The organism is Tunturiibacter empetritectus, from assembly GCF_013410875.1.
Taxonomy (GTDB): Bacteria; Acidobacteriota; Terriglobia; order Terriglobales; family Acidobacteriaceae; genus Edaphobacter; species Edaphobacter empetritectus.
This window is the reverse complement of the sequence record NZ_JACCCU010000001.1, coordinates 2,285,801-2,309,053: the sequence shown is the minus strand read 5'-3', so window position 1 is coordinate 2,309,053 and position 23,253 is coordinate 2,285,801. Positions and strand designations below refer to the sequence as shown.

The window sequence follows — 23,253 nt, the reverse complement described above, 5'->3', positions numbered from 1 at the left end:
CTAATTCCTTTGTGAAGTCCGACAAGAGTACGCCTGCCACTCCTACGACCACGAGCCCCACCAAACCTACCACTGCAAAGAAGCCTTGAAGGATACGAGGAGCAACTATGATGCGACCGTGGTTACTGGTTGTTGGCCTTGCAAGCTTGGTTTCGGCGGGGCTTCAGAATGAATCAAAGTCGCCCAGTCCGAATCTGAAAATACACGTTTGTTCGGCCAAGGATCCACCCAGGGTCAGAAAGGCTTTGAATAAGCTCGCTCAGTCGCCGATGTTCAACCAAGAGCTAAATATTACAAGTTTGTCTGCCTCGCAATTAGCTGATATTCGAGCAATTTCGCCAAGCATACAGCAAGGGGTAATGAAGCCGGAACTTTGGCCTCAAGGTTCCACTATCAAAGTAGCGTTTCTGAGTGGAGATCCGACTGTTCGCGAAAGAATTAAGCAATCAGCAATGAAGTGGACTGACTACGTCAACGTCAAATTTAATTTTGTTGATGATCCCACCCAGGCGTCGATTCGTATCGGCGTAGACGGGAATGGAAGATCAGAATCGGAAATCGGAAATGATGCGTTGCAAATCGATGGAACGAAGGAAACGATGCACTTCGGTTGGCTTACAACTTTTTCATCACAAGCGGACTACGACAGCGTGGTTCTTCACGAGTTCGGCCACGCTCTCGGTTTGGTTCACGAACATCAACTACCGAACACGGGGATTATTTGGAACAAACCGTACGTTTATCAATACTGTAAGACGCAGTGGGGCTGGACAACAGACGACGTAGATCAGAATATTTTCAACCAATACACACCTAAACAGCTTATCTTTACCAGAATGGACACAAGCTCGATCATGATTTACAGCTTTCCATCCGAGTGGACTCAGAACAATATTTCAGCGCCCTGGACCTATCAACTGTCGGACGGAGATAAGCAGTTCATGGCTTTGCAATATCCTAAGGCTCCTATGCCTAGCGTGAGTGGCCATCCCTAGTCATGGGAGCATATACCCACATCTCAATCCCTGACCTACTGGACAGCGTAGCACGTGATTCTCGTCGTCGGCTTTAAGTACTCGCGCTAAGTCACATGTCGATCTCTTGGACAATATTCCTTGCTACTAAACAGAGGAAGTGTGAATGGGCGACAACAAGGCAATCCACTCACTGAGCACTCGCGTACCGGTTCCACGGCAGAACCCTCTATTCTTACAGCCCTATAAGTTTGGCCAAAGCCATCCAATGCCGTGGATGCGGCACCCGGCCCTGCCGAATCTCGCCTGCATAGCCTCGCGAAACTGCAAGTCGGGTTGTTATGGAACTGCAAGATAGAGAGGAGATTTGCGGCTGAATGTTCTCAGCATAAAATTCTGCTGTCAGCCAGGACGGTTGGTCCGAAGGTGACCATTCCCGGATCTCTACTTGGTTCGCAATCTGAGTCGTGGACCGCTTAACTTGAGCATTGGCTGAACGAGAAACTACACGCCCCTCTGTCGCAACTGCTTTAAGGCGCCGCTTAGACTCTTCAACTGAGCAAACTCTGCACTTCTCATTTGCATTGATGATCGGAGTGCCGCAGTCATTACAGACGTTCTGCAAGCTAACCGAATTGTTGGACGTTACAAACGGATCTCCTCCCCGGGTCTCGCGCTTGTGATTCTGTGTCAGCCGCGTTGCTGGAGTCGCTCTGCGGATTTTGGTCGTTGACGCAATCTCCTTCACGGTCCACTCAGCAAGTGGAGCGACTAAGCGAGCCCAGGTCGAAATCGTTTCTGCGAGCTGACTCGCTAGATCAGCCATCAGACGGCAATTGCCGTTGCGCTCTTCGAAAAACCAATTTCTTTTTAGAGGCTGCTTCAAAATGCGGTCTAAAACATAGGCATCAACATCGGGTCGGATGGCCTCCATCAGATCGCACGCCAGGCTGTCTCGGTTGATCGTATCCATGTGCAAAACTCCCATCTCTGGATCAAGTCCAAGGGCAGCGACAGCAAGACGACACTCCGCATCCAGCAGTGCATAGAGATAGTTCAAAATTGCGTTAACCGGATTTACCGCGAGTCTAGGAGAGCCTGAGAGGACAGACGCGCGTGAGCGAAAGATCCGCCAATGTTCGGGTGTGCGAGGCAGATCCTTGTCGGGAAACTTGATTGTGACTGCCCGCCACGCTTTCCAATAGATCTTGGCTGCGCGCAACTCCACAGACCGAATCTCATCAAGGGTCGTAACTCTTCGTCGCTAAACTTTCTGTTACGTCCAGGGCCACCCGGTCGCAGTCTCGGACCGGCGGGATAATGGACGGATGATAGCCGACCTACGAGGTCACCGTGAGACCTGTGTGATTTCTCCCGGTCACTCAAGGCTTCGTCGCGTGTCGTCATTCATAATCACTGGCTAAGCGTCCAACGAACAAGCTGGCAGCATCCTTTGCGATTGCAATGGCATTGCGCACGTCTTCTCGTTTCAAGTTTAAGGCGCGCAGTTTGCCCTTTACCTCGGCAACGGATTCGATCCGCCGGTAAGCCACTGAGTGCGCCTCCGCGAACAGTGCCAATCCTCGCAGTTTGGGTAGCGCGTCGTTCAAATAGAGGCCGTGAGGGTCAACAATGTCACCAACAACCTTCCCATCTTCTAGGGTGGAGAAGAAGATGAAGTCAGGGCGGACGATTTTGTATTGGTCACCATCAAGGTAAGCGATGCCAAGCGAAGATTGCCCAGGTTGTTGGGGATTGCGATACCAGAAGCTGAAACCCTTGCGCTTTGATTCGGTCTCTGCAACAGCGATCTCCCATGAATTTAGATTCGCCGGGTAATTGCCGTTCTCATCGCACAATAGATGGTTCTTGTAGGTCGGAAATTCTGTTTCCTTGTCGTTCTCTATTACCTTGGTCGGCTCGAACTTGGTTTCCGGCTTGACCAACTCCAGATCTTGCGGCTCGCTGCTCATCTCGACAATCTGTCGGTAGGCTTCCTTCCGGTCATCGGTCAGCTTCTTGATTTCGTTGCCGTATTTGGCTAGCCAAGCCGTGGCCAGCTTGTCGGCCTCGGCATCGAAATAACCTTGCGCCTCCATCACCAAACCCAGAGCGGCGATAGATACACGCGATTCGATAATGGATTCCTCGAATTCATCCGGTTCATCCGGCGCGGCCACCTTGTAAGCAAGGAACTCGGCATAGGTGCGCGAAATGTCCGGGGTAAAGATGCGCGCGGCACGGCGGTAGGCATCCTCGATCACTGCCATATCCGCATCTTCCCAGAAATCATCGAAACTCTTGTTCTTACCTTTTAGGTCGGCAACTATGGTCTTGCCGTCTACCGTCATCACAGCTTTGCGTTTGGCCTCTATCTTCACCTTCTCACTCTCTTGGAACTTGTCCAAAGCCTTGTGCATGTCTGCATGAGCCAACTTTCCAGCACCGGGAAGAATGTCATCGGAAGCCAATTCGTGCGCAAGCGCAGTCAAACGCTTTGCAGGCTTTGCTCCACGCTGTGGTTGCGTTTGGGATGGCAATGCTTCAAAGACCTCCCAAACAGCCGCTGATGCCGCAGGATTGGGCTTCACCTCAACAGGATTGACGAGGATGCGTCCAGTAGAAGGCTGCATCGTGTCATCGCCCTTCATCAGAGCCTTGACAACGTCACCAACCGTCTTCTTCTTGAAATTCGGCAACAGGCATTCCACTGCATTCAATCGCTCATTGCCAGGGATACGGCGAGCCAATGGCGAACGCACCAGGCGGCCCAGCAACTGTGTGATGTGGGTATAATCCGTAGCAGCACGGAAGGACACCATCACCTCTGCCCGCGGGCAGTCCCAGCCCGTACTGATGGCATCCTTGGCAATAAGCACACGCACCCAAGCACGATCCTGCACCAACTCTGGCGAAATGTACGGCACGTTGTGGTTGCCAAACTGTTGCGCGATGTGGTCGGCAAGCACATGCGCCACGCTTCCGCTGGGCAACTCCGGCCATTGCTGATAGATGGTATCCAACGCTCGGCCAATATCGTTCGGATCAGGTTTGTTGGGAACCTGCAACACCATCAGCGGAACCACAGTATGCGACTCCTCCTGATGCTTGGCGTACTCAGCCCAAGCAGAGGTGGATGCTTTCAACTTGTCCGTCGCTCGGCGCACCAGCACGGTATCGAAATCACCCGCCTCATCCGGGATGTCAATCAGGATGGTGTCTTTGATAAGACCAGATTCCTGCACTTTGGCAGAATCCACCAGTACATTGGGCAAGATCGTGCGATTGACAGCAACTTCCATAGCTGCGTTAAAGCGTTCCACTGTGGCCGAAATACCCCAGACTACTGGAACGCCCGGTACGCCGTTCGCGCCGTTGATGAGTCTCTGGACGATGGTATTCTTAGCGTTCCTGTCGGCAGCGGTGGGATTTCCTATTCCGCGGTGCGCTTCATCCAGTACCAGATACAGAGTTAAGTCCGGATCTTCAATGGTGTTCTGGATGGTCTCCCAAATCGTATATGACCGCGAGTCAGGACGGAGTTCCAGCAACTGCGCACCGGCTCTTGTTTCCACTTCCTCTTGGTCGAAGCCGCGGGTCAGCAAGCTGTTCTTGGAGAGCTTTCCGGTGTTGATGAAATAAATCTTCTTCGCCTGAAACTTATCCCTGCTGAAGGTGTTTTCGACTGGAACTAGATCAGTATGGCTGAGCCGGTCACTGGCTTCCATTAAGCGGAACCGGGTCTGCTCGTTCAACGCTGGATCGTCGCTGAACCAGATCACCACCGCGCCAGGGTCTGCATCGAAATCGAATTCGTCATCACCATGAAACAGCGCCTCGAACACAGCGGCGGCCATGACCGTTTTGCCCGCGCCGGTGACGGCAGTCAGGGAGAACGCGGTCTTGTCGGCCTCGCCGTGCCAATACTTGCGGGCCTTCTTGAGATTGGACAAGGTATCGCGTGCAGCATCCGTCTGGTAGCTTCTCTTTAGCGTGAACTTCATCTGTCATTCCCCGTTCGCAAAGCTGAAGTTGGTCAAATACGATTCGTACAGGCGCACCGGTTCCACACCTTGGGGTAAACGCCGTGCAATGGCTTGGAAACGGCGATCATCGTCGGTAACAATGTAGGCGACGCCCGCGTCTTTAGCCTTGCTCACAGCCTTGATGAAGGGCGTAGCGGTATCCACGTCCACCAGCAGTCCATAGGCACACACCACGGCCCAACCTTCGGCGGGCAGATTGTCGATGCGCTTGCCACGGCTACCGGCACGCAACCACAACAGCGGGGCGATGCGGGCAAAGGCCACGTTGTGGTTGACTGCAATCGGAGATTCGTAAGTCAGTGTGAAGAACTCCGCATTCTCCTTAAAGCCATCGGCCATCGGAAATTCGTCGGTGAAGTTGTATTCGCCCTCGATAAGTTCACCGCTCGGTGTCTTGCCAGTGATAGCGGCTTCGACGCGGGGCTTGGTGATGTAGTCGCAGATACCCCATTGTTCCCATTCGGCGTCTCCTGGGCGCAGACTCCTTTTAAGAAGCGCATCCTGCTCCTTGGCAGCAACCTCATTGTTAGTAACAGAGATGCACTGGCGAGAGCCGCCATCCTGCTTGTTCAGGCGCATGACGGCGTGGGCAGTCGTTCCTGACCCTGCGAAGAAATCCAATACGACGGCTTCTTGCTTTGCAGCCACAAACAAACGTAGCGTGTCTTCAACCGCATACAGTGACTTGGGAAACGGAAATCGGCGATCTGGCAGCAGTTGTGTGAGGGTGAGAGTGCCGCCAGTCTCTGCGTTGTGGGAGGGTCTCATCCACGTAGAAGTTGGAGTCTTGCGCTTATCGACCACATACTCGGCTATGACGCTCCCATTTGGCTCTCGATCTACTATGATTGCGCGCCCAGTATCAATGTCTTTAATCTTTCCTGTAGTCAAGTACGAAATCTCCCACTGTTGAGGCTCTCCTGGCGTGTGTCGCCCAACACGAACGTACCCACGGGAGTGTATTTTGCGCAGAGCCGGAGCGATAAGTCCCCAGTTCATTTCTAATCCCGAATCGCGCATAGGAAATACTGCTGTGCAACCTTTACGAAATGGCGCAGTTTCGCGTGGGACGCCATGAGGTAGCGCAGTGCCGATCTCTTCGATGACGCCCTCGGCGTTCACGTAGATGGGATAGAACTGAGCCGGGCCGCCTTTCAGGGTGCCCCGCGCTGAAGTCGCGTCGCTACGTCGCAAAGTACGCCAAGGAACCCGGCTGCCTCCGCCGAAATTGGGGTCTGCCTCTTGGCCGACCGTCGCCTTCCCTAGCATGACCGTAAAGATGTATTCCTCTGACCGCGAAAATCGTCCGGGACGATGGCGTCCACGTGGGTTCACAACGGTTGTAACCATCTCAATGACAGCTTCTGGGAAAACCTGCTCCAGCAACAACCCCAGCCGTAGATATTCCTTCTCGTCAATGGTGACGATTAGCGCGGAATTCGCCGCATTTAACAAGTCCTTTGCGAGCAGCAAGCGCCGCTCCATCATCGCCAGCCACTTGCTGTGCCGATAGAGATCATCTGCCTCGACGTAATCGTTGTTGTATTTCCAATCTTTTGCCCTGGAGTTGTATGGCGGGTCTATGTAGATGGCATCCACCTTTCCACGATGCGTGTATGTCAACGCCTTCAGCACGTGGTAGTTCTCGCCATTGATGACTGTGTGGAAAGGTCTGTCTCCACCTCGCTGTACTTTGCCGGTGCTGACCAAGCCCGGATAGATGGTGTCGCGAAACTCAGCAACAATCACCAAATCATTCACCACCACGGATTGCGCTTCCGTGTTCGCCGCGCCCAACAGTTCCAGATCGGCCATCTTGCCGTCACCGACCTTGCGGGTCGCCTTCACCTGCCAAAGGAGCTGGTCTCCTTTTTTGCCGGAGCCACGTTTCGGCAACACGCGCACCTTGTCACCCTTGCGAACAGGACGCTGAGGCAACTCCACGGCCTCCGGGCGGTGGCGCTCGAAGTTCAGGCCGAACGGCAACCGTGACGACAAAACCTTGAATTCCTTGTCCAAATCTGCCCCTAATTGCGGGTCTTTGGTTTTGGCTTGGGCAATCAAGTCGGTCAGTCGTGACACAGAAACTCCTTGGCGGCTGCTTGGAGCCGCGATGTGGTGGACAGCGTTTTAAAGATGTTCTAAACCACTGTAACGCAGAGTTGCGTGCAAGAAATGAACAGGCTTTCGGGGGATCGTGGAGGCGGGAACGAAAACTGTTGTGGTTCAATATCAAAGATCTACGTTGGGATATTCCTGCTGACTCTTGTTTTCTTTCAAATTCGTGCGTGCGGGAATTGAGGGGGGCAGTTTTGGAGCCCTCTATCTCCTATCCCGTCGAGCCGTTGACCTTCTCTCCCTCACCTCGTACACTCATAAAAGGCAGTCAGCGAGCACCCGTCGCGACGCAAAAGCGCACCCACGCCAAGCACGTTGCCCCCTAGTTCAATGGTAGAACAGTCGGCTCTGAACCGATCAATCGGGGTTCGAATCCCTGGGGGGCAACCAAAATCCATAAAAATTAAACGTCCCCAAACATCCTCTCGCACGAGCGATCCCGATGGAGCTCCTGATCCAGCCGGCTTGACGGACTGGTTATGAGAGAGGAGATCATTCAAGAGCTTTAGGACGATGAGATTGAGGTTGATGCCGCCGTTCGGAGGATACGACAAGTTTTGTGCGACGACTCATCGAGCCTCCGCTTTGTCCAGACGATCAGCAAACGAGGGTACCTATTCCTGGCTGAGACCGCACGGCCAGCCATACCACATCAGGCGCCCGCATCAACCTCGAAGACGATCCGATGGGCCTGCCCGTCGGCCTAGCAGCTCTGTTATGCGTCGGTCTGCTCGTCTGGAGCATCAGTCATTTCCGGAACGTCATGCGAGCAGAGAAAGACCCTCTCTAGACGGTTTTGTCTTTATAATTCAGAGTAGGATCGCTCTTTCCACCTCACACTTCCGCCAGCTAGTTTTCGTATAAGAGCGTACCACTGTATAACGAGAAGTATTCCAACACCGAGGGGATGGAACCACCCCCCGCGCCAGTTCTGGCGAAAACGGTATGCCGCCATAAAACGCGGCACCCATGCTCCAGCGATTGCAATGACTACATAGATTGTCTCCGCAAGCGAAGTTCCTTCTACTAGCCATAGCCATGCTGCCAGCATGAACGGGACTATCTGACCCAGGAATAAAAGCAGGCTGATCGGCAAAATTCTTACCGGTGCCGCGAGTCCCTCCGTTGCATTTTTGGCAAGCCCTTGCCACACTTGCCAAGCGTTGCGATACATCCTGCACGTTGCAAGATCAGTGAGATCGGTCAAATCTGTTCGATACCCGCGTTGCCGGAACAACCTTGGAAGGAGAAGTCCGTCGTGCATCGTTGTCTTGATCTCCGCATGGCCACCGCATGCAAAGTAATCTTTGCGTTGAACGAGAATGAACTGCCCGCAGCCCGCCGCGAACGACGGATCGGTAGTGTTTCTCATTCTTTCGACCGGAAGAAATCCGAGGAGGACAAAATGAATGAGAGGTAGCAGTAGCCGTTCAAGCCAGGTCTCCGTCAGCTGCCGCGGGAAACCACTGACTAACCCCCGTTGGCCTTGTATCAAGAGCGCTGCCACACGAGCAAGGCACTCGGGGCTCAGTCTTACGTCTGCGTCAACAAAACAGAGCAGATCGTGCCTGGCAGCATGTGCCAGCGCCCAACACGCGTGTTGCTTGCCATTCCAACCGATCGGCAGTGTTTGAGTACGCTCGAGTCTGACTCGCGCATCTTTCTTCGCGATCGCCTCGACGATATCAGCCGTTTGATCGGTCGAGCCATCGTCCATCACGATCAATTCGAAGGCCACGCCAGTGTTCGCGAGAACGCTTTCTACTGCGGCGGCAATTCCATCCTGCTCATCCCTCGCTGGAATAAGAACAGAGATTGCGGGCAGGTATAAGGACCCGGCTTGCGGAGGAGGCACATATCGCCGCCAGTTTACGCAAAACAATACCGCGGGCGCCAAAGAACAGAGCATCACCGCTATTGTGAAGGCGTCAAAGATCATCGCCACGCTCCTTGCAGGAGGCAACATCCCTACCGTACTCCGGCAGTACCGTGTGCTCCGCTTGATAAGGCCGTCCGGTCAAGGAGGCTTTCAGTTTTTGCCATCCTCCATAGAAACCGCCCGTGCCGAGCTTTCCATGCGCTAAGGTGTCGAAGTTTCGGGCATCGCGTTGTATGGCTATGAAGCGTAGAGTGTTCATTGCCGTTTCCAGCGATTGCACCAATTCCTGTTGCAACTTCTCCGAATCCTGCGGTGAGTCAACCTTTAGTGGCTCTCCAAAGTGCAGTAAGCATTCTGGCAACCGCTCGTCCCAGAACGGATACTCGATGGCAAGCGGAACTACTGTGCACCAACCAGTGCTTACAGCTACTCTCGATGCCAGAATAGAAAGACCTGGCTTGAACTCCAGCGGCCGCGCCCTGCTATCAACGAAGCGTGCCTGCGGTGTTATCCATACAACTCCGCCCGAAGCGAGGATTGCTTCGCTGGTCCTCAAAAACGTCATCGCTCCACGGGCTGAGTTCATCTCGACTCCAAAGATGCCCATACGCTTCAAAACTGCATATCGCTCGAGAGCAGCTGCGTCCATCGGAGCGTAGTGCCGCCTGGCGCCCATGAGTCTCTCCGCTAGATAGACCGAAACCATCGGATCCCACCACGAACTGTGATTTGCATACACAATCACGGGTCCAGCATCTGGTTTTGCCAGCGCGGAAAATCTAGCCGCTCCACTTATCCTTACGGCGTGAAAGTGCCGGCGAAAGTAACCGCGAACGATTTTTCGGAAGAAGCGAAGGGCCGGTAGCGAAATAGGTGGCGCATTCATCATCGGTGAGCATCATGATCGAGCGAATCCGCCGCGATCCATCCCGACATCATTACCATAGGCATTCCGGGCCCTGGGTGTGCGGCTCCCCCGGCAAGATACATTCCTGCCAGTTCCTTACTGCGGTTGGCCGGTTTGAATGCACCCTGGAAGACTCCGTGGCTTGAAATCCCATAGATAGCTCCGTTTAGTACCCTATATCGTTCATGAATATCCTGAGGGGTCAGTGTCGCTTCAAAGACGATACGTTTTTCAATATCCTCGAGCCCTGCGGTTCGTTTTAGCTTATTCAAGATTACCTGCCTATACGCGGGAAGCATTTTGGACCAGTCATGATGTTCGCGCAAATACGGTGTGTGTACGAGCACGTATAACGCTTCGCCGCCTTCAGGGGCGCTGGTTGGATCGGTCGAGGCCGTGGCAGCGAGATAACACGTGGGGTCGGGAGCGGGCTCGCCCAACTCATAGATTGAGTGAAATTCCTCGTGGGGGTCACGCGAAAACACGAAGTCATGATGCGCCAGATGTTCGTACCGCTTATTCAGCCCGAGATAGAGTACTACGCCGGAGCACGCTGGCTCATAGTGTCGCTTATGTTCAAACTGCTGTGCGGCCGCTCCGCCGACGAGTTCACGGTGGGTCCGCACTGCGTCTTCATTCGAGACCACCGCATCGAAATGATGCACCTTGCCCATGGTCGTCACGAGTCCAGTTACCTTGCCGCCGGCCCTTCCTCCGTGCCGAGGGACGTCGGTAAGAATCTGCGATACGTCTGTCTCTGTACGAAACACAACACCAAGCTCGCCAGCCAGTCTCACCAGAGCCTCTGGCACTGCGCGTGTCCCACCGAGTGGGTACCAGATTCCTTCTGCCATCTGCATGTATCCGATTGCACAAAGAATCGCAGGCGAAGCATCGGGTGAGCTTCCCACATACTGCACAAAGTGATCGAGCATCTGTGCCACATTCGCATCCGGGATGAACTCTCGGATTGTGCCCGCAACTGTCTTACCCAGCCTCATCCTCATCACGTCTCTAAGAACCTTGATGTCAAACGCTCCACCTAGATCGATGGTGTCTTTCATCGACCCGATCGATCGCCAAAAGAAGAACCGGTCGCTGATCGAGTGCAATTGCTTTGATGTTTCAAGAAACTTGAGGTAGCCCGCGCCCATCCTCGGCCAGATAGCCTCGAGTTCTTTCGCCATCCTGGAGGCGTCATCGCGCAAGTCCATGCTTGTTCCATCTTCGAAGAAGCACCGCCACTGTGGATCGAGTCTTACCATGGGCACATAGTCTTCCATGCGTCGTCCAGCTTCTTCGAAGATTCTTCCCAGCACCGAAGGCTGGATTAAAATCGTCGGTCCCATGTCGAAGCGGAAGCCGGCGGCACGCAACTGTGCAGCCTTTCCCCCGAGCCATGCATTCTTCTCGAACACCTCCACCCGGTATCCCCGGGCAGCCAGCGTACAAGCCGCCGCCAGCCCAGCTAATCCGCTTCCGATCACTCCAACTTTCATTCCGCCGTCCCGCATGCTCTTCCTTTGGCTACTTCCGGCGAAGCCGCATTGCGGCTCCTACTGCTCTAGCTAAGCCTTGACACCGTTGATGTATCGTTTGCGAGTGCGATGCCAGGATTACTCCATCGAACAACTCGCGATGCTGATCTCCTGTTACTTCGTAGTGGCGAACGCTCTTGTTGCGTTGCACTGTAACCACCTTGGCAGTAGTCATCTCGAGAAGTCCCTCAGTGCCGCGGGTGGTTCCGTAGCCGCTTTCTTTTCGTCCGCCGAACGGGGTCCGCGGATCCACAGTAGCAACGATGACGTCGTTAATCAGCACGTTGCCCACGTTGAGCGTTGATGCCAAACGTTTGGCTTCTGCCTCATCGCCGAATACCGACGCCGTCAGCGCAAAAGGGCAGGCCTTCTGCGCCGCCAGCACTTCTGTCTCGCTCGATATGTCGATCATCGAGAGCACAGGAGCGAACAGATCGGCTTGGGCCAGACGCATCCCGGGTTTTACTTCAGTCACCAGGATAGGCCGTTGCTCTGTATTGATAGAGCCATGCACGTGAGCGCCTAAACGCTCCGCCTCGTGAAACATCTCGCCCAAATTCGCTCGCGGCGTCTCGCCAAGATGCACCGGCCTGCATTCATTGAACGCAGTGGACAACATCCCGACCAGCGTCCTCTTTCGATCCTCGGATGCACCCAACAGCAATAGCCTTCGCGGCGCCATGCACGTAGCCGAGCCATTCAGACGCATACCAAACGTTATGGCCCTCACAACTCGCTTCAAATTGGCCGAAGGTAGCACCACGACAGCGTCACATCCCGATGCCTCGATCACACATGGGATTATCTTTTCCGCGCATACTCGCAGTACTGTTCGCGCAGTCTGAGCGGAACCTGTGAAGATCACCTTGTCCACGGAGGACCGTAGAGCCTCCTCTGCCGCCTCGACCGAATCATCGGTCACCTCCAACAACGAACGTGGAAGGTTCGCAGCATAGAGCGCTTCGGCAAAGAGTTTCGCTATCGGGCCGCCGCCATGCCCAGGTTTTAACATTACTGCATTGCCAGCAGCTAATGCCTGCAAAGTCTGTACTCCGGGTAAGAAAAGTGGATAGTTCGCTGGTCCCAAAATAAGAACAACTCCGTAGGGTACGCGCTGAACCTCGCTGATGAGGCCTGCCAGCCAAAAAGGGCGCCGTCGGCTGCCCAATCGTTGGACCTCGAGAATCTTCTCTGCTCTTTGTTCCAGAAATCGGCACGCCGCAAGCAGTGGCAAGACCTCTGCGACTCTGGTATCTGCAGGCGTCCGGCACAGATGAGATGGTATTGCGTCTGAGAATGCGTCGGCCATGCGCGACATCGCAAACCTGGCACGCCGCAACACATCAAGGCGCCTCTGTATCGGCAAGTTGGCCCATGTCAGCTGCGCTTCGCGACGCAAAGAAAATTCAATGGCGTTGACTTCCTCGGCTTCGTCCATACGTGATGATCTACTGAGAGGTGCCTCTTCCCCGATCGCAGAGATGGGCATTGTTATGATGCCACGCCGACCAACTCATCGTCGGATATCGGTGATACGGACTCCCAGCGAGGCTCAATCTTCATGTCTTGCAGCAAGAGTCGTGATGTAATTCGGGCCGACTCGAAGATGACAGGCAATCCGCTGCCCGGGTGTGTTCCTCCACCGACCAGATACATCTGTCCGATGTCCTCGAATCGATTATGAGGACGTAGATGCAGCATTTGTTTCAACGAGTGCGCCATGCTAAAGGTCGCTCCTTTGTAAAGATTGAACTCGCTGCTCCAATCTGATGGGGTAATAATCTTCTCTGTTCGTATTCGTCTCTCGACATCCGTGATTCCTATCTTCTCCAATTGTTTAAAGGCTAGCTTTCGGAACCGTGGGGTCTCCATTTCCCAATCCACAGAGTTGCTCCCTTTTGATCCAGTCTCATGTGTAACTGGTAGCAGTACATATAAGGTGCTGCTGCCCTTTGGAGCCAGCGTTGAGTCTGTGACACTAGCATTCTGAACATAAAACGACGGGTTGTCTGAGAGGCGGTGTAGCGTTTCAATATCCTTCAGGTTCTGCCTGTAATTTTCAGCCAGGTAGATCGTGTGATGTGATACCTCGTCGTAGCACCCATCGATTCCCAGATACATCATGAACGTCGAACACGAATAATCCTTCTTAGCCAGCGTTTCGTTTGTCCATTTTCTTCGTTGATGATTCGGAATCATCTGCCGCATCGCACCTGCGAAGTCTGCGTTCACCACGACTGCATCTGCGGGCAAGCTATGGCGCGTTGTTTTTACGCCGATTGCCTTTCCGTTCTCCACGAAGACTTGCTCTACCGGCTCGTTGAGCAGAATCTTTACCCCCATTTCTCGAGCGATTCTCGCCATTGCCTGTGTAACAGCCCCGCACCCGCCTGTCGGATGAAACACTCCATGTTCATATTCGAGAAACGAGAGAATAGAAAATAGACTAGGGCATTGGAATGGACTCATTCCTAGATATTTCGACTGAAAGCTGAAGCCGAGTCGGATCCTCTCATCCTTGAAGTGCTGCTGTAGATCTTGATCTAGGGAACGCCAAGGAGCCAGCAAGGGCAGAAGCTTCATCATTCCTGGTTTTGCCAAATCCTTCCAGCTCTCGAAGGGTGATTGCAGAAACGGGATAAAACTAGTGAGCTTTTTTCGATTCTGCGTCATGAAGTTATCGAGACGAGCCGCATCCTGCGGCGAGATCGTGGCAATTGCCTGCCTCATGCGCTCCGCATCTGGCGTTGCCAACAACTCACCTCCTGCGCCGAACACCAACCTATACTGAGGATCAAGCCGAGTCATCGGCACTTCGACATCCAAGTCATATCCTGACGTCTTGAAGATTTCTCTTAGGACCTTTGGGTACAAGAAGAACGTTGGACCAATGTCGAACTTGAAGCCGCCCCGTTCAATCGTCGAGGTCCTCCCTCCAACTTGGCTGCGCTTCTCGAGGACAGTAACTTGAACTCCTGCCTTCGCCAGGAGCATCGCCACTGCCAGTCCGCCCGGGCCCGCTCCGACTATTACAACTTCTGAAGGTTTTGTTTTTCCCATATTCCTGCGCATAGAGTCTTGAGCCCAGCTGTGCTATTCGCGGTAGCCTGTTAGTTATCCTAAGCCTTAATCGCACCGCGCTCTTCGGAGCTTTCGTAGTGTGAATATTTTGCGCTCCAAACATCCGTGCGATCTAAATGGAGAAAAGTTGGCTTCAGAAAAGCCCGAGAGTCACAAACGGCGCATCGCCATGACTGTTCGTCCCGGTTTAGAGCTCGTGGCTCAAGCTGAGAGATGGATAGAAAATTACTCTCCAATTGTGGCAATAGGATAGAAAATACACCGCTTCGGCTTTCTATCCCTCCGTTCGCCCGAATGCATCAATGATGCTAAGGATGTTGGATCACGCTGAAAAGTGGGCACACTGTTGAACGATCGAACATAAACAGATTTATCCTTACCGTAATCCGCTTACTACATGAAATCTTTCTTCAGACTTTCGCTGGCGTTCGTTATTGCTACGACCTGCTATGGGCAGGTTGACTCCTCTCCAGTATTGAAAACCGGCGGTCTGCAGGAAGATGTTGCCGTCCTGCGCAGCGCGTATGAGCAACTGCATCCGGGCCTCTACCGCTACAACAGCAAGGCGGAGATGGATAAGGATTTCGCAACACTCAGTCGCCAGTTGGATCACGACCAGAGTTTGCAGGACGCCTTCCTCGCCTTTTCGGAATTTGCCGCGAAAATCCGTTGTGGTCACACCCAAGCGAATCCATTCAATCAGCCGAAGTCGTTGATTGAGACTCTCTTCAAGAGCCCAACGCGGCTCCCGTTCTACTTCGATTGGCTTGATGGACATATGATCGTCATGCGAGACTTCACGACGGACCACCTTCTTCCTCCCGGCACCGAGGTAACCCGGATCAACGGTGTTGCCGCGTCGGTGATTCTTATGCGGCTCCTTAGCGTCGCACGTGCCGATGGAGCCAACGATAGCAAACGTGTCGCGCAGCTTGCCGTAAACGGCGACAGCAGCTACGAGACATTCGACCTGTACTACCCGATGTTCTTCCCGCAAAAGATGGCCAACGACACCTTGCTCATACGGAAACCGATGAGTCAAAAGGTCGAGCAGATTTCCGTTACTCCGTTGACCTTCGAAGAACGGATTGCCCCCATAAAGCGGCGCGAAGAACAACGCAAAGGCGGCGACGGAGCGTTGTTCTTCTGGAAATACCTGTCGGATGGAAGCGGATACCTCAAGATGCCAACGTGGGCACTTTATGACAGCAAGTGGAATTGGAAACAGTGGCTGAACGAGCATTTGGATGATGCTGCCACCCGCAACGCTTCCGCGCTCATACTTGACCTTCGCGGAAACGAAGGGGGAGACGATGTCGGTAACGAGATCATCCCGCATCTCATCGATCAGCCTATTACTCTCTCGTCCATGCGCCGCCTCGTCCGCTATCGCAAGGTTCCCGACGAGCTCGTTCCCTATCTAGACACCTGGGACAAAAGTTTTCGTGATTGGGGAAATTCCGCAGTTGATCTACCCGAAGCATGGCCGACTGCACCGACAGGCGTGGCGTACCTGAAGCTCGCTCGTTACGACGACGATGCCAACGGAGACATTATCAAGCCGGCAAGCAAGCGCTTCCATGGAAAAGTCTTCGTCTTAATCGACGCAAGCAATAGCTCCGCGACTTTTCAGTTCGCACAGAATATCCAGAGTCACCATCTTGGCACGCTCATCGGTCAGCCAACCGGCGGAAGCCAGCGAGGAATCAATGGCGGTGCTTTCTTCTTTCTGCGGCTTGCGCATTCAAGCATAGAGATGGACCTGCCGCTCATTGGCACATTTCCTCCCGGTCCAGTGCCGGACGCCGGGGTGACTCCGGACATCCTGGTTAAGGCAACGGCGTCGGACATCGCCATTGGACACGATGTAGGATTGGCAGCTGCCATGTCTGCAATTCTAAAATAGAAGTCTGCCCTTTCAAACGTTTCTGCTTTGGAAGTACATGGCAATTGACCGTGTGGGGAGAGACCCTGCTGGTTTCTCCCTGAACCCGTATCTTCGCTCCCATCGGCGGCGTTAAGTGCAAAAAAGTCGTGAAAGATATCACGAGGCTTGTTTATCTGCGAGATGTTAAAATGGCAACAATCAGGCAATGATTTTCGGGTTTTGCATGTTGAATGATTGAGGACGTGGATTTGTGGCGCGCTAGGGTGGGCTGTGGCTATTTGACAGATCAATAATGATCAATAATGTCGGACCTTCAACGGTGGAGACGGCAGGGAAGTGCCTGCTACTGACTAACTACAGCTAGCCGAAGGTAATATCCCATCGCAGCGGTGCATTTGGTGAACTGCTGCCTCCAAAGCTGGTCCACCCATCGTCCGAATGCAGTGCTTCCTGCTTGCCGTTTACGGTGAGGTTCTTGAGGCGATGGAATATCTTCTCTGGCAAAGTGATTTCGATGCGCCAGTATCCGGCGGTCATTGGTGCATACCAGCCGGAGTATCCTGCGGACGTCTTTTTAAATCCCAGGAGGGGAGTGTTGAACTCGTAGTCGTCGAGAGGAAGATCTGGCTTGAAGTGAATGCCGTCCCGGCGAAACTTGGCACCAAGAAGCTTAACGGATGCGTAAAGAGGCCACGCGTGTGCGTGCATGTTGAGGACAGGAAAGTCCACTCCTGTACCGCCGGGTTGCGTGGATTGCACTGAGTGATAAGCATCGGGGCCGCTCCAGATGCCGAACCACTTGTCCGGGTAGATCTCGGCGTGGCGAGCGAGGGTGTTCTTCTTCCACTCGTCCCAAGCCATCTCGCCGTTTTCCAATGCGAGAGCCCAGATGAGGGTCCCGTTGATCGCGTAGAAGATGCCTCCGTTGGTGCCGGTACCTGGCTCATCTTTCATGGTCGGGTCGGGTTGACTCAGCAACATTGCGCCGATCGGTGAAGGCTTGCGCACCAAGTCATCGATTGTCGTCACCAGGGCTGTGATCTTCTCTTTAGGCACACAGCCGCCGATCATAGCCCATGGCTGGGGTTCCAGCCACATTTGCTTTTCGCCCATCCAACCGAGGTTTTCATCGAGCCACGCGCGGCGGTACCATCTGTCATGCCACTGGGCGCTTACGGCTTCGCGTTGAGCTTTTGCTTTTGCGCGGGCCAGGGTGGCCGGTTCGTGGTGGCCGAGGCCGTCGAGCATCTCCGCATAGTAGTCGAGGACGTAGGCCGCCATCGCGGAGTTTAGAACGCTCTCGCCGATTGGAACCACTTCTTCCCTCTGTTCTGGCGTGAGATGGGTGTACACGATGCTGTCATTCCAATCGCCGTTGAAGAGGCGTTGTAAACCATGTCGTCCGACGCCAATTGTGGAAGTAAAGTACGTAAAGCAACGGGACAGGAGGTCGAGGACCGTGGGGTCGTCGGGTCTCGTATCGTGGCGTGGGTACAGCGGAATACGCTCCTGGAGAAATTCCCGGTCGCGAGTTGCGAGCACGTACTCGCTGGCCACCCAGAGCACCCACAGCTGCAGGTCGCTGGGCTGGTAGACGCATGGCATCGGGATACCATGACCGACGATCGCGTATGGGATGGAGCCGTCGGACTGGATCTCTTTGAGGGTGTAACGGAGAACCGACCGGACAAGATGAGGATCGGTAAAGATGAAGGGCAGCACGTGCTGAAGCGGATCGCGAGCCGCGCCCTGCAGGCCGGCGAGATATTGGTAGCTCGCCCCCTGAGAAAGAATGTGTTCACGGAAGAAGCTGTCGTAGGTCAGACCGCTGCGCAGGTAGTAGCTGCTCCACATAGCTTCGCGTTCTACCCACGGGTGAGCCGGCGTGCGAAAGATGGGAGCAATCGACTTCCACTTAGCGCAGGATCGCGGCCAATGTGATGCTGGTTCAACGCTGTACCTAGCGATGAGTTCATCTGCGGAGAAGCCTTCAGGAAGATAGCCGTAGAGGAAGCTTAGGGTGCGGCTCTCGCCGGGTTTCAAGACGAGTTTTCGCTCCAGCAAGAATGCGCTTTCAGGTCCCTGCACGCTCAGGTCGTTGTCGAGGGATGCCGTCATTCCAGGCGGATGCTCGATGCTGCCGTCGAAGAATCGTTTGCCGCTGGTCGCAAAGTTGTCGGCTGGCGCATCGAGTGAAACCAGGAAGGTGGGCGGCGGCGCGAGATCTTCCATTGCGGTGCCGGCAGCTAGAGGAGCGGTCGAGCCGCCGAAGAACCCTGTCGGTTTCGCACGGAGAGATTCCTGCGTCTGTTGCCAAGCAAGCTGCTCTTCGGGGGTGCGTCCGAGGAAGGTCTGCGTTTCAAGAAGCCCTTTGCTGCCGAGTAGCTTGCGGAAGCGATGAGAGAAGCGAGCAGCAAAGTCGCGACGACGTTTGACCGCTGTTGGAGCCGCTGGGAGAACGCCGGACTCCATGAGCGAGCGCCAGGAGAACTGGTAGTTTTGGCAACCCCAATACTCCACCCAGCGAGGCCTGACCGTTTGGGCGGATTGGTTTGTGATGGTGACTTGAGAGATGAGGACTGGGTCATCGCCATAGGGAGCGAAGATGATCTGATCGACAACGTACGCGTGTGCCGCGACGCGCTTCTGCAGGTAGCCCATGCCGAAGACGCGATCGAAGGTTGTGGCGGCGCCAGTGTAGTACGTGCTGAGAACGAAGCCATTATCGTCTGCCAGGAAGCCGATTCCAGCTCCATAGCGATCTTCCTCCGGGCAGAAGTCGTTGAGGAACTTTGGACTGCCTTCATCCTGACGAACCTGCACATGGCCGTAGTTGGAAGCGATGGCAACGAGACGGTCGTTGCCTACCTGATGCATATGATCGGTGGGTGAGCGCCAAACCTTATCGACAGGCAATACGGCGAGCGGGTCAGTGAGTTGATTGCAGGTATATCGGTAGGCGGGGAGACCGTGGGCATCGGTTTGCCAACGGCCGAAGTGTCCCGAGCCATAGGCCTCAGTTGCGGTCTGCTGCTGATCCTGCCTGATCGGCCGAGTGTGTGGTGCTGCCTGCGTCACGAGAGTTCGCGGAGTGAGCGTGTTGGCCAGGCCCAGGCTAGCTAACTCAAGGAAGGTTCGGCGTTTCATCCGGGAGATCCTTTCTCTGCGGCGTGCGGGATTTTCGAGGCCTGATGCGCTACCGGGTTACGGGCGGCGCGTCGCTGAGCGAGGGAGGTGCGTCTTCAGGAGCCGCACCCCAGTGCCGATTGGGAACAGCGCCAAGGTCGAAGTGCAACGTGCCGCCGTCTGTGATGTTGTGAAAGGCGATCCAGTTTTGGGAGTGTTCGCGACCATTCAGTGTGACATTCTGAATGTATGGCGTGGTGTCAGGATGTTCACTGGTTGTGATGGTGAAGGCCTTTCCCGGATAGGGTGAATGCAGATGCACGACGGCTTTCGAAAAGACCGGGCTAACCAGCTCATAGGCGAGGCTTGACGGGTCCACGCTGTAGATGCCCAACATACTGAGGACAGCCCATGACGACATGGCTCCGCAATCGTCGTTGCCGGGGACGCCGTCAGGAGCGTCCGTGTAGTTTTCCTTCAGGACTCGTCGAACCACCTGTTGTGACTTCCACGGCTGGCCGGAAAAGTTGAAGACGAACGGCGCCTGAATGTCGGTTTCGTTGTAGGGGTTGTAGTACTGCCCATACCATCCGGGCGAGGGATAGTTGAAGAATTCCGTCATCGCTGCGTTGAATCGTTCTTGTCCGAAGGCCTTCACCAACCAGCCGAGGTCGGCAGGAGCGAACGAGCGATAGTGCCAGCCGGTGCCTTCGACGAATCCATGACTATCTTGCGCAGGATTGAATCCTTGCACCCAGGTACCATCGGCATTGCGTGGGCGGAAGAACTTGTCTTCGAGATCGAAGAGGTTGCGATAGTTGAGCGCGCGGTCGTACAGGCGCTGAGCGTCAGTGGTTTTTCCGAGCGCGACCGCGAGACGGGATAGGGACGCGTAGGCGAGCGAGTATTCTTGGGTCATCGCAACCGAGCCGTACGTCACCTTGTCGGCAGGAAGATATTGGAGCTTGTTGATCCAGTCGATGCCTTCTTCTCCGACGTAGGGATGGCCGGGCGGAGGAGCCTCGGTGGCATCCTTCTGCATGGCTTCCCAGGCGGTATGGATGTCAAAGCTGTGAAGTCCGTCAAGGTACGCCGTTGCGAGTGCGATGGAGAGCGGGCTGCCAACCATATCTTCTGTGTAGAGATTGATCTGCGGCCAGCGATCGATCCAGCCACCTTGCTGGTACATCAAGACGACAGACTGCGCCATGTCTTGCAGGCGCTGCGGCTCGACTATGGCAAGCAGAGGAACCTCACTGCGGTAGATGTCCCAACCGGAAAAATTTGTGTAGACATGGTGACCGGGGGGAATGGTATGGATCTTTCCATCGAAGCCGAGATAGCGGCCATCTGCGTCGTCGAAGAGCGAGGGCATGAGGAGGCTGTGATAGAGCGCGGTATAGAAGACCGTGTGATTTTTTGCGGAGCCGTCCGAGACTTCAATGTTGCTTAGCTCTTTGTTCCATTCACTCGTAGCGGCTTGGTGGATGCTGGTGAAGTCGCTGCCGGCAGCTTCGGACTGTAGATTCTTGTCCGCGCCTGCGACATCGACATACGAGATGCCAATCTTGGCCGTAACTGCCTGCTCATGATCTTCCGTCGCCCAATTCGCGTAGGCGCCAGTTGATTGCTCGTGGCTGGTCTGCTCGGCTGAACGTGTGCCGGGGGCGACAGTGCCACCGCGATCCTGGTCGTCGACCCACTTGCCGAACCAGGTGCCGAACGAAGTGAATGGCCTGTCGAAGACCATAACGAAGTACACCTTGTAGGTCGGTGTCCTGTTGCAGAAGAGGTGGTTCTCGACAAAGCCTTCAATGCGGCGGTCGCCGACGACGCGGACGGATGCTGCAGCCGTGTGGTTCAGCGTATGGCTGATGGGCACCAAGATATTGGAGACCTGATGGGCAGGGAAGGTGAATCGCGCGATGCCGGTTCGTTCCGTAGCGCTGAGCTCGGCGCGGATGCCCCATTGCAGAAGCTGGACCTGGTAGTAGCCGGGGGACGCGCTTTCTGAGTTGTGCGAGTAAGGTGTTTGATAGTCTGCGACCTGCGTGGCGATAGGGCCGGTGGTCGCGGTAAAGAATACGTCGCCCTGGTTCGCGCAGCCGACCCCGCTCATGTGGGTCATGCTGAAGCCTTTAATCCAACTTTGAACGGTGTGATAGCCATAGCCGTGATCTTCTGTATCTGGGCTGAGCTGAACCATGCCGAAGGGTCTGACGGCTCCGGGGTAGAGATTTGCGCCGTTCTCCGGATCGCCGCCAGTGCCGATCAGCGGATGGACGCTGGCCACAGGTTGCGCGGTCGAAGACGCGTCTTGCGCACACGATGTGTCCAACCACAGTGTCAGGAAGATAAGAAGCGCCCCGGCCGTGTGCGACCAAATTTTCGTCGTTCTTCGCATTCAGGCCTTTCTGCTGTGTAAAAAGCTAAAGTTGCTCAATTCGGTTCCGACATCGAAAGAGGCCGCTTCGGCACGAAAAGGCAGTGTCGTTGAATGCGCCTTCACAACCCAACTTCTGCAAGCGCAACAGGTCTCCTTTCGCGTGCCGACTGGATAGCAGCAAACGCAACACGAGTCGCTAGCACGGCCGCGTCGACGCCGCAGACTTCGGGGCCAATGCCCAGTATCTGATCGACGAACCGCTCCAGCGCGTGGGCATGTCCCTTGTCGGGTTCAGCCGTGAACTGAAGGACAGGATCGTTATGCGCGGCTGCCTCTTCGCATGCGGCACGCTTCTTGGCAAGCCAACCCGGGACGCCTCCCTTTACACCGATCTGCGGATGACGATCGTGCACCATGGGGTAGGTTGTTCTTGCTGCCGCGCCTCCGATTCCAACCGTGCGCACTTCCAGCATGTGATCGACGGCGAGATATGCGCCATTCCCCAGGAACTCATACAGCTCTTTGCAATAGCCCATGGTGCCGTTGTTCCCGAGTACGATCGTTGCCAGCGCGCCACTTTGATAGCGGACGATGACGGCCAGGTTGAGGATTCCCGTTGCGACAGCGGTTACCTCCACGGGCTCTTCCGCAAGGAACCAATTACAGACGTCGGTGAAGTGCGTCATCTCGAAGAGCATGGGGCCGTGAGGTGCTTGGGACTTGTCGAAGACCCAACCCTTCCAGCTGTACCAGTCGTCGTTGATGCGTACGGAAACGGATGGAACCCCGTCGTCGGGAAGAGCTGGAAGATGGTCGCCTTCGCGCCGCCAGCGCCAGGGGCATGGTTGCGGATGGGTCATGTGCTGGCGAAAAATTTGTTGCGCATCGAGCATTGCGGGACTGGCGCGGCGATTGTGGCCTACGCAAAACGGTATGCCCGCACTGGTCACCACGCGCTGAATCTCGCGCATCTCTTCGAGGGTTGTCGCCAGCGGCTTCTCGACGTAGACAGCCTTGCCGGCCTTCGCGGCGAGAGCGATCACGGGTAGCCGAAGCTTCTCCGTGGTCGCGAGGCAGATCATGTCAACCTCAGGATCGTTGAGAGCTCCTTCGAAGTCTTTGCGGATATGCAGCGCGCCAAATACGTCTCGGCATTCTGCAAGGGTGGCGTCATCGAGATCGACGCAGGTATGTAAAACCATTCTTGGAGATTGAACAATGTTGGGGATATGTTGCGCGCGAGCGACTGAGCCGCAACCGATGACGGCAATGTTTAGAGGTCGATTTTCAGCGAGCCGTTTCACGATGAG

12 protein-coding genes, 1 tRNA gene and 1 pseudogene are annotated in these 23,253 nt (G+C 54.9%); 3 read left to right on the top strand and 11 right to left on the bottom strand.

Annotated elements, in window-relative coordinates:
* Nucleotides 1-107 precede the first annotated feature (107 nt).
* A complete protein-coding gene (locus HDF08_RS09815) occupies nucleotides 108-995 on the top strand; it encodes a matrixin family metalloprotease (protein WP_179638266.1) in 888 nt (295 codons plus the stop codon).
* A gap of 214 nt (nucleotides 996-1,209) precedes the next feature.
* Here HDF08_RS09815 and HDF08_RS09810 read toward each other — a convergent pair.
* From HDF08_RS09810 to HDF08_RS09800, 3 genes and pseudogenes are all read right to left on the bottom strand, one after another.
* Nucleotides 1,210-2,220: pseudogene (locus HDF08_RS09810) on the bottom strand (CRISPR-associated endonuclease Cas1); the annotation flags it as partial.
* A gap of 157 nt (nucleotides 2,221-2,377) precedes the next feature.
* A complete protein-coding gene (locus tag HDF08_RS09805) occupies nucleotides 2,378-4,978 on the bottom strand; it encodes a DEAD/DEAH box helicase family protein (RefSeq protein ID WP_179638264.1) in 2,601 nt (866 codons plus the stop codon).
* A gap of 3 nt (nucleotides 4,979-4,981) precedes the next feature.
* Complete coding sequence (locus HDF08_RS09800) at nucleotides 4,982-7,102, bottom strand: site-specific DNA-methyltransferase (RefSeq protein ID WP_179638263.1); 2,121 nt, start codon at nucleotides 7,100-7,102, stop codon at nucleotides 4,982-4,984.
* Nucleotides 7,103-7,454: 352 nt separating this feature from the next.
* On the opposite strand from HDF08_RS09800, the gene HDF08_RS09795 reads away from it, so the two are divergent.
* A tRNA-Gln gene (locus tag HDF08_RS09795) sits at nucleotides 7,455-7,528 on the top strand.
* 412 nt (nucleotides 7,529-7,940) lie between these two features.
* Here the strand turns inward: HDF08_RS09795 and HDF08_RS09790 are convergent.
* Genes HDF08_RS09790 through crtI form a run of 5 tightly spaced genes read right to left on the bottom strand, consistent with a single transcriptional unit; the run spans nucleotide 7,941 to nucleotide 14,534 of the window.
* Nucleotides 7,941-9,077 carry a glycosyltransferase family 2 protein gene (locus tag HDF08_RS09790; RefSeq protein ID WP_179638262.1) on the bottom strand — a complete coding sequence of 379 codons (1,137 nt, stop codon included), beginning with the start codon at nucleotides 9,075-9,077 and terminating at the stop codon, nucleotides 7,941-7,943.
* Nucleotides 9,067-9,903: a lysophospholipid acyltransferase family protein gene (locus HDF08_RS09785; RefSeq protein WP_257031084.1), complete on the bottom strand. Its 837-nt coding sequence runs from the start codon at nucleotides 9,901-9,903 to the stop codon at nucleotides 9,067-9,069. The genes HDF08_RS09790 and HDF08_RS09785 overlap by 11 nt, the downstream gene beginning before the upstream one ends.
* Nucleotides 9,903-11,423: a phytoene desaturase family protein gene (locus HDF08_RS09780; protein ID WP_179638260.1), complete on the bottom strand. Its 1,521-nt coding sequence runs from the start codon at nucleotides 11,421-11,423 to the stop codon at nucleotides 9,903-9,905. The genes HDF08_RS09785 and HDF08_RS09780 overlap by 1 nt, the downstream gene beginning before the upstream one ends.
* Nucleotides 11,424-11,451: 28 nt before the next feature.
* Nucleotides 11,452-12,900 carry an aldehyde dehydrogenase family protein gene (locus tag HDF08_RS09775; protein ID WP_179638259.1) on the bottom strand — a complete coding sequence of 483 codons (1,449 nt, stop codon included), beginning with the start codon at nucleotides 12,898-12,900 and terminating at the stop codon, nucleotides 11,452-11,454.
* Nucleotides 12,901-12,953: 53 nt separating this feature from the next.
* A complete protein-coding gene (crtI, locus tag HDF08_RS09770) occupies nucleotides 12,954-14,534 on the bottom strand; it encodes a phytoene desaturase family protein (RefSeq protein ID WP_257030944.1) in 1,581 nt (526 codons plus the stop codon).
* A gap of 406 nt (nucleotides 14,535-14,940) precedes the next feature.
* Here crtI and HDF08_RS09765 point away from each other — a divergent pair, with 406 nt between their 5' ends.
* Nucleotides 14,941-16,449: a S41 family peptidase gene (locus HDF08_RS09765; protein ID WP_179638258.1), complete on the top strand. Its 1,509-nt coding sequence runs from the start codon at nucleotides 14,941-14,943 to the stop codon at nucleotides 16,447-16,449.
* 342 nt (nucleotides 16,450-16,791) lie between these two features.
* Here the strand turns inward: HDF08_RS09765 and HDF08_RS09760 are convergent, their stop codons facing one another.
* The 3 genes from HDF08_RS09760 to HDF08_RS09750 all read right to left on the bottom strand — a co-directional run bounded on the left by HDF08_RS09760 (nucleotide 16,792) and on the right by HDF08_RS09750 (nucleotide 23,247).
* The gene (locus HDF08_RS09760; protein WP_179638257.1) at nucleotides 16,792-19,578 is read right to left on the bottom strand and encodes a GH36-type glycosyl hydrolase domain-containing protein; all 2,787 of its coding nucleotides are present in this window, start codon (nucleotides 19,576-19,578) and stop codon (nucleotides 16,792-16,794) included.
* Between the two features lie 49 nt (nucleotides 19,579-19,627).
* The gene (locus HDF08_RS09755; protein ID WP_218884542.1) at nucleotides 19,628-21,961 is read right to left on the bottom strand and encodes a GH92 family glycosyl hydrolase; all 2,334 of its coding nucleotides are present in this window, start codon (nucleotides 21,959-21,961) and stop codon (nucleotides 19,628-19,630) included.
* 101 nt (nucleotides 21,962-22,062) lie between these two features.
* Nucleotides 22,063-23,247 (bottom strand): Gfo/Idh/MocA family oxidoreductase, encoded by a 1,185-nt coding sequence (locus HDF08_RS09750; RefSeq protein WP_179638255.1) that lies wholly within the window; start codon nucleotides 23,245-23,247, stop codon nucleotides 22,063-22,065.
* Between the last annotated feature and the right edge of the window lie 6 nt (nucleotides 23,248-23,253).